8 protein-coding genes are annotated in these 14325 nt (G+C 37.5%); 6 read left to right on the forward strand and 2 right to left on the reverse strand.

Annotated elements, in window-relative coordinates:
• Positions 1-7: 7 nt before the first annotated feature.
• Both LI162_RS05025 and LI162_RS05030 read right to left on the reverse strand, forming a co-directional pair.
• Positions 8-292 carry a hypothetical protein gene (locus tag LI162_RS05025; RefSeq protein ID WP_330582934.1) on the reverse strand — a complete coding sequence of 95 codons (285 nt, stop codon included), beginning with the start codon at positions 290-292 and terminating at the stop codon, positions 8-10.
• Positions 293-582: 290 nt separating this feature from the next.
• Positions 583-1101, reverse strand: coding sequence for a helix-turn-helix transcriptional regulator (locus LI162_RS05030; protein ID WP_155203965.1), 519 nt, complete (start codon positions 1099-1101; stop codon positions 583-585).
• A 546-nt stretch (positions 1102-1647) separates the two neighbouring features.
• Between LI162_RS05030 and LI162_RS05035 the strand changes: the two genes are divergently transcribed.
• Genes LI162_RS05035 through LI162_RS05060 form a run of 6 tightly spaced genes read left to right on the forward strand, consistent with a single transcriptional unit; the run spans position 1648 to position 14311 of the window.
• On the forward strand, positions 1648-1842 hold the full coding sequence (locus LI162_RS05035; RefSeq protein ID WP_004851913.1) for a helix-turn-helix domain-containing protein: 195 nt from the start codon (positions 1648-1650) through the stop codon (positions 1840-1842).
• A gap of 36 nt (positions 1843-1878) precedes the next feature.
• Positions 1879-4548: a type I restriction-modification system subunit M gene (locus tag LI162_RS05040; protein WP_155203963.1), complete on the forward strand. Its 2670-nt coding sequence runs from the start codon at positions 1879-1881 to the stop codon at positions 4546-4548.
• A complete protein-coding gene (locus tag LI162_RS05045; RefSeq protein WP_155203961.1) occupies positions 4542-5867 on the forward strand; it encodes a restriction endonuclease subunit S in 1326 nt (441 codons plus the stop codon). The genes LI162_RS05040 and LI162_RS05045 overlap by 7 nt, the downstream gene beginning before the upstream one ends.
• Before the next feature lie 13 nt (positions 5868-5880).
• Positions 5881-9021 (forward strand): type I restriction endonuclease subunit R, encoded by a 3141-nt coding sequence (locus LI162_RS05050; protein ID WP_155203959.1) that lies wholly within the window; start codon positions 5881-5883, stop codon positions 9019-9021.
• Between the two features lie 3 nt (positions 9022-9024).
• Complete coding sequence (locus LI162_RS05055; protein ID WP_155203957.1) at positions 9025-11574, forward strand: YgjP-like metallopeptidase domain-containing protein; 2550 nt, start codon at positions 9025-9027, stop codon at positions 11572-11574.
• Between the two features lie 22 nt (positions 11575-11596).
• A complete protein-coding gene (locus LI162_RS05060; protein WP_155203955.1) occupies positions 11597-14311 on the forward strand; it encodes an ATP-dependent DNA helicase in 2715 nt (904 codons plus the stop codon).
• Positions 14312-14325: the final 14 nt, after the last annotated feature.

Raw genomic sequence — 14325 nt, forward strand, 5'->3', positions numbered from 1 at the left:
CAGGGCTTCATAATGTTTCGGGTCTACGGGTCTTGCTTGCACCGTACTTTTTAAGAAGTTCTCGAATTTCAGCTGTATGTCCGGCACGAGATTTATCAGCCAGAACAGCTCGAACCTCCTCGAGAGTCAGTGCAGGTTTTGTTTTCTTTTCAGGTCTAGCAGAAATATCTTCAGCTTGCTGCTTATCATCAGATGAAAACTGCTGTGCGAGCCAGTTTGCTGCATCATTAATAGCAGTGGCAGCATTTCTCAGCTCTTCGATGGTCATAGCCATATCGTTCATTTTTGACATTTACTGTTTCTCCTTCCTCGGATTGTTTGTGTGCGGCGATGATTCTGAGATTCTTCGCCATTCTTGTGGATACCTGGCTGGTTGCAGTGAGAGTAGCAATCACTTCTGCGTCAGTGCCGCTTCTGTTGTGAAAAGTTCGATTCACGATGTTCACCTCGCTTTCTGTAGGTCGCTTTGTTTCGCCTTACACTACTCAATGGAGGTGAGATTGCCGTTTGGCCGAAAAAATATAAGAAACTTTTTTGAAAAGAAAAATCGTCCCCTGAAGAATCAGAGGACGACCATTCATATTAGATGTAGTCCTTAAGCTCGGAACGGAGCTTCTTGAACAGCTTGTCCCTACGATATACAAAGGTATTGCGAGAGAGTCCCATTTCCTTGCCGCAGTCACGTTCAGATTTTCCCTGCATAATAAGCTGACAAATAAGACGATCTTCCGGGTCCAGCTTATTCAGCTTTGCATAGAGAGCGTGAAAAAGTTCTGCATCCTCTAATACTTCAGCGATAGCTGTAGACTCATCTGGCATATCATCAAGCCAGCTCTTTTCGTTTCCGTCACTGTCGCTAATGGTGTTGTCGAGAGAAAGCTGATCGTCAGCTTTGGCATAAGGACAGGTTAAGCAATCCATGTCGCATAAGTAACGCTTGCTTGCAGGGCAGACACAGCGGCCATGCTCTTGTTGACGTTTGCGATAGGCGTTGATGTCACGATAGTAGTTCGTATAGAATTCCTTGTTTACATCCACCCAGCTCTTGGATTCCTTGATGTAGATACGATATGGTTTACTCTGATTGTCTTTGTTTGCCATAATTTTTACCTCCATTGGCTTCATGTTTGAAGCGGAGATAACCGTTATGGCTGCCAGTGTTTTTCATAAGATGGTCACCTCATGCGGATAACTCCGCTTCTTTCCGGTGACCAGCCGTTCGTAAGCTGGCACTCTATTAATAATGTTCTCTTGTTTATCAACTACGAACACACCACGTGGCCACGAAGATGGTGAGTTGATGAACAAGTCAGACTGGTTAACGTCTTGTCCGAGACGAGTTTTTAATAACTATCTTAAATATGCCAGATTTCAAAATAAAAACCTCAGACATGCCTATGTCCGTTTTTAGGAATAATGAGATGATTGATGGAACGGATAATGATTGAAAATCCTGGATTTACAGAAGAAAAGACCGGACATATACATGTCCGGCTACCAAAAAACAAATATGAGCGAATAGTAAATTTTCTAAGAAAAATAATAACAAATATAAACAAATAACAAGAAACTACTTGTTTTTGCTGGCGAAAATGACTATAATATTATTGGGTAATTGTATCTATATGTAACTTCGAGAGGTGAAATATGGAAGATAAGTTGAATGATAAATGGATAAACATTGAAGAAGCTGCTGAATACCTAGGTGTCAAGCCAGTGACGCTCCGAGGATGGATACGTAATGATAAAGGAATACCAGCACACAAAATCGGGAAGCAATGGAAGTTTAAATGTTCTGAACTTGATGTGTGGGTTAAAAGTGGAAAAAGTGCTATCGAGTAATTGATACAGTAAATAAAATACAAGGAGATTCTGGCAATGGCAGTAAAGAAAACAGAGCTATACAGCTCCCTTTGGGCGAGCTGCGATGCATTGCGCGGAGGCATGGATGCATCACAATATAAGGATTACATACTTACACTTTTATTTATGAAGTATGTCACTGATAAATACAAAGGACAGAAATACGGAGATTTAACTGTTTTTGATAAGGCAAATGATCCGAATCCTGACCCTGAGAAAAGAACAGGCTGTTCTTTTGATGATTTTATAGCACTAAAAAATAAGAAAAACATTGGTGAAGGTATAGATAAGATTATAGCTCGCCTAGCTGAAGTAAACGAAGGATTGAAGGGCGTTATAGATATTGCTCATTTTAATGATGAAGCAAAAATAGGTAAAGACAAAGAGATGGTTGATAAGCTTACTAAGCTTATTGCAATTTTTCAGCGTCCTGAACTTGATTTTTCAAAAAACAAAGCAGAAGGCGACGATATTATTGGTGACGCTTACGAATATTTGATGCGTAACTTTGCGTCTGAAAGTGGAAAGAGTAAGGGACAATTCTACACTCCAGCAGAGGTGTCTCGAATTCTTGCAAAAATTATCGGTATCGATAAGTGTACAGACCATGATGCAACCGTATGTGACCCGGCTTGTGGAAGTGGATCTTTGTTAATCAGAGCATTAGCAGAAGCTCCTTTTGAAATTTCAGGCTATGGTCAGGAAAAAGATGGTTCTACAGCTGGTTTGGCAAAGATGAATGCGGTTCTTCATAACAAAGCTACAATTAGAATTATGTCAGGAAACACATTCTCAGATCCTAAGTTTATAAAAAATGATAACCCATCAGAACTTGAGCGATTTGATTATATTGTGGCAAACCCTCCATTTTCTCTTAAAAACTGGTCCGATGGATTAAAAGAGTTTGGGCGATTTTCTGGATATGGGGATAGACCACCTGAAAAGAATGGCGATTACGCTTGGTTAATGCACATTTTGAAAACCCTGAAGTCTACTGGTAAAGCAGCAGTAATTCTTCCTCATGGAGTATTGTTTAGAGGAAATGCTGAAGCAACTATCAGACAGACAATTGTTGATAAAGGCTGGATTAAAGGAATTATCAGCTTGCCTCCGAACTTATTTTACGGAACGGGTATTCCTGCTTGCATTCTCGTAATTGATAAAGAAGGTGCGGAAAACCGCGCTGGTATATTTATGATTGATGCAGGCAAGGACTATGTAAAAGATGGAAGCAAGAACAGACTCCGTGAACAGGATATTTATCGTATTGTAACTACTTTTAATGAGCAGATTACAACAGATCCTAAATATGCTCGTTTTGTACCAAACAAAGAAATTAAGGAAAAGAATGGGTACAACTTAAATATTTCTCGTTACATTGATTCTTCTGAACCGGAAGATATTCAGGATATCTATGCGCATATTCACGGTGGTATACCAGCAGCGGATATTGATGCACTAGAACATTTCTGGACTGCATTCCCGACTCTGAAGAATGAACTTCTTGGTGTGTTTAGTGAAGGATACTATAAGCTGAATGTAGAAGAAGATGTGATTCGTCAGACAACATACTCTAACGCAGAATTTGCTGCTTATGGAGAAATGATTGATGAAGCATTCGCAAGTTGGAAGTCTTACGTAGATTCTAAACTTAAGAATTTGAAGGCTGGCGTGTCTGCAAAAGAACTGATTATTGAATTGGCTCAAGCTATATTGAAAGAGTTTGAGAGCCTTTCACTTATTAATAAATATGATGTATATCAGGTACTTCTTGCTTACTGGAATGAAGTGCTTAGTGATGATGTTTCTATGATTATCTCCGACGAAGCTGGTTATGGCGTTGCAAGAGAAAAAGAAAACATTATGAAAGAAACAAAGAAAAAAGATGATGATGGGAATCCGGAATTGAAAGTTGCAGGATGGGAAGGAAAACTTATTCCCAAAGCGCTTATTATTTCCGAACTTTTTCCGGAAGAGAAAAAAGCGATGGATGACCTTGTTGATTTTGTTGTAGAAACAGATTCTCGCCTTATGTCTTTAGTTGAAGAATCTGCGGAGGATTCCACTTTGTCTGAAGTGTCAGAAGGTGGAAAAGTAAAGAGCAAAGACATTCAAGAGAAGATGGATGAAATTATGAGCCATGTTCATACACCTCTGATTGATGGACTTGTTAAATTGCAGGGCATGCTTCCTATGAAGAAAAAGGAGTATGTTGCATATATCAATGACAACATTATATTGGAAGTGGCTTATACAGAAAAAGGCACTGTGACAAAGTCGTCTGTTGCATATGCATTGGCAATGGCACGGGCAGAAGCACCAGTACCGGAAGCCTATGCAGACGATTATGCAGAGTTGAAAGTTGCGTATGAACTTGCTAAGAAATTGGAAGATTCAACAAAGCTTACCAAGGAGATGAATAAAGAACTTGATGAGAAGGCTCGTGAGAGATATGCAACTTTAACAGACGATGAAATCATAGATTTACTGGTAAATAAAAAATGGTATTACACCATCGGTACAGGTATTAATGATTTGTATGCAGCAATCTCCCATCAGCTTGCAGACCGCATTATTGAACTTTCTAAACGTTATGAAAATACTCTTCCTGATCTTATGAAGCAGACTGCTGACTATGAGGCAAAGGTCAAGAGTCATCTGGAGAGGATGGGCTTCAAATGGTAAGAGAATTAAAACATACGGAGATTGGTGATATTCCAGTAGACTGGGAACTCCAAACATTTGACGAAACGTTTAGGGTGATATCCAATAACACTCTGTCACGTGAAAATTTAAATAATTGTGGTGGTGCTGTAAGAAATATTCATTATGGTGATATTTTAACAAAGTTTCCGGAAGTATTGGATTGTAACGAAGAAGAAATTCCATACATAAATGAGTTATCTCTGTTATCCTCATCGACTCAATTACTTCAGGACGGTGACATTGTTGTTGCAGATACGGCAGAGGACGAAACTGTTGGAAAAGTTATTGAGGTACAGAATCTCGGTGATAGTAAACTTGTTGCAGGACTTCATACCATTCCATGTAGAGTGAAAAAAGGTGATTTTGCTCCGGGGTGGTTAGGATATTACATGAATTCCGATTTATTTCACAATCAAATATTGCCATATATAACAGGTATAAAAGTGTCATCTATATCAAAAGGAGCTATTTCAGAGACGTTGATATTGGTACCTCCATTTGATGAACAGGAGAAAATAGTACAATCATTAAATAAAATACAGTTATTAATGACAGCAGAAACAAAAGTTGTAAATAAGATAAAGCTTGTTAAAAATGGATGTTTATCGAAAATGTTTCCACAAAAGGATGACACAGTTCCAGAAATGCGTTTGCCAGGATTTACTGAAGCTTGGGAACAGCGTAAGTTGGGGGAACTTGTTAAAGAGGGAATTTTGGAAGCACCTTTAGATGGAAACCACGGAGAGAAACATCCAACTTCGGATGAGTATGTAGATTCTGGAATTCCTTTTTTGATGGCATCGGATATTCATAATGGAGAAGTAAATATTTATTCATGCAAACATATTACAAAAGAAAGAGCGGAAAGGCTTGATAAGGGATTTGCACGAAATGGCGATGTCCTACTAACACACAAGGCAACTATTGGCGAGACTGCTATTTTAAGCAATTTGATGACGGAATATGCAATGTTAACACCTCAGGTTACTTACTATAGAATTAAGAATGAAGAACGGTTAAACAGAGAGTATTTGTATTCCTTTTTTAATTCTTTAGATTTCCAAACTGAGTTAAAAACTAAAGCGGCACAATCTACAAGACCATATATTGGAATCACAGCTCAACAAAATTTGAAAATAATTTTACCAGCGGAAATTGATGAACAAAGAAAAATAGGTCTCTATTTTAGGAACCTTGACCATCTCATCACTCTTTATCAGTGTAAGTGTGATAAATATTCGAATATTAAAAAAGGTATGATGAGCGACTTGCTTACAGGGAAAATACGATTAGTTTAGGAGGAATGTACGCATGAGTATTGGCGACACAGAAAGAGCTACCCAAGATCGTGTGGTTAGCTTCTTTAAGGATAGAGATATCCTTGATTATGAATACGTAGGCAATTTAAAAGATGCCGCAAACAAGAACATCCGTGAAGACCGTCTTCGTGCGTACTTGCGCCTTAGCGGTTACAGCCAGAAATTGATTGACGGAGCTGTTTCTGAACTGGTAAAAGCAGCAGATGATATGACACATGGTTTGTACGATGCAAATCATAAAGTCTATTCTCTTTTGAAGTATGGTGCCAAGGTAAAGGAAACAGCCGATGGAGCACCAAAGACGGTTTATTTCATGGATGTGGAAACACCTACCAATAATGACTTTGCGATTGCCGAGGAAGTTACAGTAGTTGGTCGTCAGGAAAAAAGACCAGACCTTGTAATTTATGTGAATGGTATTGCGATGGCGGTCATTGAATTGAAGAAAAGTAGTGTATCTGTTTCTAATGGTATTCGTCAGAATTTGACAAATCAGAAAGATGGATTTATCGCTCCATTCTTTACGACGATGCAGTTTTGTATGGCCGGTAATGAAATAGAAGGTTTGCGCTATGGAACGATTCAGACCAAAGAGAAATATTATATGGAATGGAAACCAGATGGATTTCATGAAAATGAGGATGAGCGTGACCCAGAGGATGCACGCATCATGGCTTATTGCGAAAAACTGGACACCCTTCTTTTACAGCAGATTTACCAGATGTTTGATAAAAAGCGTTTTATTGACCTTATTGAAAACTTTGTTGTGTATGACAAGGGAATCAAGAAGGTGTGCCGATACAACCAGTTCTATGGTATCAAGCGTACACAAAGGCGATTGGCAAAACAGCGCGGCGGTATTATTTGGCATACTCAAGGTAGTGGGAAAACACTTACTATGGTCTGGCTTTCAAAATGGATTCTTGCAAATTGTGAAGAAGAGAATCCTCGTGTGCTTATCGTTACAGACCGAGATGAGCTGGATGAACAGATTGAAAAAACTTATATCGGTGTTGATGAAAAGATTACCAGAACCAAGAGTTGCGATGACTTGCTTCAGAAATTAAATTCTTATGATGATTCATTGTTGTGTTCATTGGTGCATAAGTTTGGCCGTCGTGGTGGTGAAGCCACAGAATCTGATTATGATAAGTATATTGATGAGTTGAAAAAAGCACTCCCTGCAGATTTTAAGGCAAAGGGTAAAATTTTTGTATTTGTAGATGAGTGTCACAGAACTCAGTCTGGTAAATTACATGCAGCAATGCAGGCAATTATGCCGGAAGCTATCTTTATTGGTTTCACTGGTACACCATTATTAAAGAAAGATAAGAAGACAAGTATCGAAGTTTTTGGAACATATATCCATAGCTATAAGTACAATGAAGCGGTTAAAGATGGTGTTGTACTGGATTTGAGATATGAATATAGAGATATTCCGCAGGATATTACAGCCCATGATAGGATTGACCAGTGGTTTGATGTTAAGACTCGTACTCTTTCAAGCAGAGCAAAGGCAAAACTAAAAGAGAAATGGGCAAGCATGCAGAAGATTTATAGCTCACGTTCAAGACTTGAGCGTGTTGCTTGGGACATTATTCAGGATTTTGACTTGAAGCCTCGTCTGATGGATGGTAATGGAAATGCTATTCTTGTAGCTGATTCTATTTATACTGCATGTAAGTATTATGAAATCTTCCAGCAGCGTGGGTTTAAGAAATGTGCAATCATTTCATCCTACACACCACAAGCAGGAGACCTCAGAACAGACACTGTAAGTGCTGATGACGAAACAGAGACTTTTGAAAAATACGAGATTTATCTTCGCATGTTAGGCTTTGACCCTGACAACCTTCCAGAGAAAGTTTCAATTCAGAAGAAAGTGGAAGATTTTGAGAAAGAGGTAAAGGAAAAGTTTGTCAATGAACCTGCAAATATGAAGTTGCTTATTGTAGTTGATAAGCTTCTCACAGGATTTGATGCACCTCCTTGTACATATCTTTATATTGATAAGAGCATGCAAGACCACGGTTTATTTCAAGCGATCTGTCGTGTAAATAGACTGGATGGTGATACCAAGGAATTTGGTTATATTGTGGATTACAAGCAGCTTTTTGGAAATTTAAAAAATGCTATGGATAAGTACACATCTGGAGCATTTGAGAACTATGCCCCTGAAGATGTAGATGGACTTCTTAAAGACAGAGGTGATGAGGCTATTAAACATTTCAAAGATATTTACGAAGAGCTAGAAGAATTATGCGAGGGTGTCGAAGCTCCGAGAGAAGATTTGCAGTATCTTCACTATTTCTGTGGCGTTTCCGGCATGAGCGAAGACATGGATGAAATCTATGCTCGCCTTCGTGAAAAATTATATAAACTCGTAAGCAGTCTAGTTCGTGCTTATGCTGAAGCAAAGCAGTATATGGTTGATATTTGTTCTGCAACAGAACTTAATGCTTATGAGAATAAAGTACATTTCTATATTGAGTTAAAGCAAACTATCGGAAATAAGAGTGGCGATTTCTTGGATTTTAAGGCATATGAACCGGATATGCGAAAACTTATTGATAATTACATCATGGCTTCTGATAGTATTAAAATTGGTGAATTTGATGACCTAACGCTTCTCGATTTCGTAATGGATCAAGGTGAAACGATGACCGGAGAAGATACGCCTTCTGGTCAGAAAGAAGGTGCGGCGGAAGCAATTGAAAACAATATCCGTCGTAAAATGGTAGAAAAGGTAACTGTAAATCCAAAATACTATGAAAAGATGTCAGCGATTTTGGATAAACTGATTCAAGATAGACAGAAGGGCGTTTTGTCCTATAAGGAACTTCTTGATGAATATATTAAACTCGCAAAGAATGTTGACCATCCGGAAGAAAATGAAGACTATCCTGAAAGTGTGAGACATAGTAAGGCCATGCAAGCATTATATGATAATGTTGGCGGGGATGAAGTGTTGGCTATTGAACTTCATAAAGCTGTTATGGATAGTAAAATGTGTGGTTTTCGTGGGGATTCAATCAAGGAAAGAAGAATCAAGAGAGCGTTGTTTGCAATTCTCAATGATGATACAGAGGTTGAACGTCTGTATAAGATTATTGAGAAGCAGGAGGAATATTAATAGATGAGAATTGTGATTTCGGGCATACCGATTGATATTCAAAAAAAGAATATTAAGAATATGCACCTTCAGATAAAACCGCCTGATGGACATGTTGTTATTTCGGCACCATTATCAATGGATGATAAGGCAATCGAGGTGTATGCTCGAACCAATCTCAGTTGGATAAAAAAACAAATTGAGAAGTTCCAGCAACAACCAAGAAGTGCTAAGCGACAGTATGTTAGCGGTGAAACTATGTACATCTGGGGCAAACAGTATTACTTATCTTTTGTACCAGATGCTCAAAAGAACAGCTTTGAAATTCAAGGAGATAAAGTAATTCTCTCAATGAGAGAAGATAGTACGGTTAAGCAACGAGAAAACTATGTGCGTGAACAGTATCGTAGCTTATTAAAAGTTGAGATAGAAAGACTTCTTCCTAAATGGGAACAAATTACTGCGCTTCACTGTGAGTCGTGGCAAACAAAATATATGGTTACGCGTTGGGGAACCTGTAACACTGAAAAAAAGAAGCTGTGGTTTAATCTGCAGTTGGCCCAGAAACCTATTGAATGTTTAGAATATGTTATTTTACATGAATTGATTCATCTGAGGGAACGTACACATAATTCGACATTCATTGCATATATGGACATGTATATGAAAAACTGGAGAGCAGTACGAAAAGAATTGAATGATTCAAGACTAGACTATTATGATGCTCAGGATGAGAGTCCTTTGCAAAAATTAATCGACCAAAGAAGATATGATGAGATAAAAGACGCTGTTCTTGATTATATGACGGAAAAAGTGAAAGAGAATAAAGCTACACTATCAGACATTGAAATCCAAAATGTAGTCCATATTGAACAGGTAGATGATGGTGCGATTAGCTTTTCTGTAATTGTTAGTTGTGATATCGAACATTCTATATCTTCAACGGGTAGGGTTTCGTTTACTGAAAAATGGCTTGATGTAAGGTGTAAAGTTCTTTTAGGCGTGGAACTAACAGATTTTGAAATTATAAATATTAATGAATGTGAGCAACAGGAAGATTCAGATAATGACAAGTATTCCGGTGAATTGGTACCGATTATTTCAAGAGATGCTTTTGAAAATGAAGCTACAAAATTCCTGGAGAAATATTATCCTTTGGCTTTACAGGAACCGGTAGCTGTTCCTATTAGAAAAATTGCAGAGGATATGGGTCTTTCGGTTATAGAAGATTCGTTGCTTTCATCAGAACTTGATATTTTTGGTTTGGTTGTTTTTGAAGGCGGAAATATTAAGGATAAAAACAAGAATATTATTATCAGAAATGCTAAACGTGGAACAGTTTTGATAGATCCTCGTGTATATTATGAACGAACCTTAGGTACTGTGAACTTTACCATTGCGCATGAGTGTTTCCATTGGTATAGGCATCAACCGTATCATGCTTTGATGAAGATGCTTGGAGCAAATGATGAATTAGGGAAAATAATACAGTGTTCTATAGGTAGCAACGCAAAAGATTCAGAAAAGTGGAAGGCTGTGGATTGGATGGAGTGGCAAGCTAATGGAGTTGCTCCACGTATCTTGATGCCAACAAATACAGCAAAAATAAAAATTTCAGAACTCGTAGAAAAATACCATATTCATTTTGATGGTACGGATGGTTATCTAATCGAGGAAATGATTTCAGAATTAGCTGATTTCTATGGATTATCAAAACAGGCAGTTAAGATGCGCATAAGAGAAATGGGTTATGCAAAGATTGATGGTGCATTTACATATGTTAATGGACAGTATGTTACGCCATTTTCATTTGATGCTTCAGCTTTATCGGATAATCAATCATTTACGATATCATCAGCTGATTTGTTTAAGGCGTATTGTTTAAATAAAGACTTTAGAAAAGCCATTGATACCGGAAGGTTTGTTTATATCGAAGGTCATGTTTGCCTTGATAATGAGAAATATATCGTACGTTCTGACGAGCAAATCAAACTTACGCAGTATGCTCTATCCCACATAGATGAATGCTGTTTTGTGTTTGATAAAGGATATAGCTACGAATCTAAGTATCAAGGACAGAAATATTACACTCAAATGATGTATAAAACTCCGGAGCAGCCTAATGCTCAGGAATATTCGTTTGAGCTGAATGCGCATAATAAAATACTGCTTTCTCAGATTCAAGGAGCAAGTAAGAGTGCTAATGCTATGAGGTTATATCCAGGTGCATTCTCTGAAACATTGGTACAGCTTATGAAAGAGCGAAAGCTTTCAAATAAGAAATTGGCTGATGCATCATTAGTTGGAGAACGTACAATACAGAGATTAAGAAATGATGAAGAGTATCCGACTACCGTTCAAACAGTTTTAGGACTATGCTATGGGTTAAAACTCTCAGTACCAGAAGCAGAAATGTTGGTTGGAAAGACAGATTTTAATATTAAACCTACCAATCCGCAAAACTATGCTTATAGATGTGCTTTGAGCGCATGTGCTGAAAATAGTATATACGAAATAAATGAGATGTTGGAAGCTTGCGGTTATATACCTTTCGGTAGTTCGAATCTTGAATAAGAGTGATAAAGGAGAGAAAACGATGTCAACGATAGATGATAGAATTCTTAATATTGACCGAGTGATATGTCGACATATTGGAAGCGCGGATTTTTCACCTCGTGGTGCGGTTTCGCAAGACGTATTGGCACAGTTGAGAAATTTCCTTGAACATATAATGCTGAAATTTTATGCTAACGGAGGAGACATTGATAATACGTATGAAAATATATGTAAAGCGATAGAGTTTGTACAAACGCGCGGAGACTTGAAGCTGTTATATAAATTCCATGATTACCTTCAGATTGTAGCATCTCATTATACTTTGGACGAAGAGAATTCTGAGCGTCTTATGTTGAAATACTATAAGTATCTTCTTGGAACAAGAATACTTTTAAGAGAAAAATGCGGACTAGAGGTACTAAGTAATCTTGAAAAGTTTCCTTTAAATGTAGACAAAAATCTTCAGGAGTATTACGAAAGAATTTCAAATAAAGTTGATAGGTATGATACGCGATTGGCTGGCAGTGGTGAGAAGTATTATATTCAAAAAATCAAGCCATTTTTTGTCGGTGGGAAAATTTACTATGAAGTGACATTTACGCCTGCGAATGATTATTCCAGTAAATCCAACAGAGTGATTGCGTTTACGAGAATAAATGTCACAGACAACTATGCGGCAAAATTTCATCTCGTAAACGACAGTATAGAAATGCTTGGTAAAACAATGCCAATCATAATTATAGTTGGATGGGAAGTGGCTATAAGAGATTGTGAATATCAGAATTTTATATCGGTAGTGACCGGTACAAGAACAAAACCGTCATATCTTGAGCAAAGGGTGATAAGTGGATTTTTGTCATGCACAGGCTTTTCATTATGTGATTTGATGGATTTCCCGGATAATGAATATCGAAAATTGGTTAGAAGCTGGAAAGAAGAACTGCGCTCTACATCGTTTATTGATGTTCTTGCATCATGCAGAAAAATAATAAAGTCAAAAAGTGCTGGGCAAAATGTGCTTCGTTATCTATTGTATAGCATGAATAATGTTGTGATTAAATGTCAAAAGCAGATGACAAAGAATGAAAACCTTTCAAAGCTTTATTTGCAGAATGGATGCATTCCATTTGATACAATGCCTTTTATCAATTCGCCCATTGGTCACAACCCCAGAATGGGAGCACTGTTCGACTGTATTCCAATTAAGGATAGAAAACACGAACTATTAGCACGGTTGGTTCGTAATAATACAGAGATTCAAGGACAATTATTTACAACAGTGAGAGATATTGTTGGGTTCGATGATATACCTACTCTAGCTGAACAGTACAATGATGCATTGTGGTTTGGTCACAGAGAATATAGTAAATTGGTAATAGAGAATGGCCAGATTTTTATCAATGGCTATAAACAAGACACATGCAATATTATACGAAAACTTAAGTCGTTATCTGTCAATGGAATTCAAAATTATACAGGCACAGTAGAAGCATGGCTTAATGGAGCTGGATCCGGAGTTGACAGTGAAGAAAAAAGAGAAGCATTGAAACAGATGTTTTCTCAATCACAAGTGGCGATAGTATACGGTTCTGCAGGTGTAGGAAAATCAACGCTTATTAACCATGTTGCACATTTTTTCTCGGAAAAAAACAAGTTGTTTTTATCTCAGACAAATCCTGCAGTAGATAATCTAAAACGAAGAGTAACCGCTGCAAGCTGCACTTTCTCAACAATAAAAAGGTTTTTGACTAAACGGGATGTTAGAACAAATTACGATTTGCTTGTTATAGATGAGTGCAGTACCGTAAGCAATAGTGATATGAAGAAAGTCCTTGAAAAAGCAACATTTCAATTATTATTGTTGGTTGGTGATACATACCAGATTAATTCTATCCGTTTTGGTAACTGGTTCGCTGTTGTTAGAAAATTTATACCTGAATCAGCTGTTTTTGAATTGAATAGTCCATACAGGAGCAGCAATGAAGGGCTATTAACGTTATGGTCAAGAGTTCGCAACATGGATGATACCATAATGGAACTTATAGCAAGACAGGAATATTCGATTTCTTTAGATACTTCTATTTTCAATCCAGCAGAAGAAGATGAAATTATTCTATGTCTAAACTACGATGGGCTATATGGCATCAATAACATAAATAGATTTTTACAAGAAAGCAATCCTAACCCATCAGTAACATGGGGAATTCAACAATATAAGATTGGTGATCCAATATTGTTTAATGATTCTGATAGATTTTCACCTGTGATTTACAATAATATGAAGGGGAAAGTCGTTGGAATTCAGGTGTTTGATGAAGATGATATAAGTGGTTATATTCAATTTGATATTGAGCTGAACAAGATAATAAACGGCCTCGATGCAATGGGCTGCGATTTTGAACTTCTTGAGAACTCGGAAAATGGCAATTCTATAATTAGATTTATTGTAAATAAAACGAAGAGTGTTGATGAAGATGATTCTTCGAATTCGAGAGCAGTAGTTCCGTTTCAAGTGGCTTATGCTGTTTCAATACATAAGGCTCAGGGATTGGAGTATAGTTCTGTAAAGATTGTAATAACAGATGAAATAGATGAACTGATAACTCATAACATTTTCTACACTGCAATAACGAGGGCGCAGAATAAGTTGAAAATTTACTGGACACCTGAAGTTGAGCATAAGGTGCTTACCAGTATAAAGCCTCGTGATATCAAGAAAGATGTAGGCATTTTGAGGAAATACTTATTGCAGTAGGAGTTTAAGGAGGC

Origin of the sequence: Mediterraneibacter sp. 210702-DFI.3.120 (assembly GCF_020561005.1) — a bacterium.
In the GTDB taxonomy this organism is placed as follows: Bacteria; Bacillota; Clostridia; order Lachnospirales; family Lachnospiraceae; genus Mediterraneibacter; species Mediterraneibacter faecis.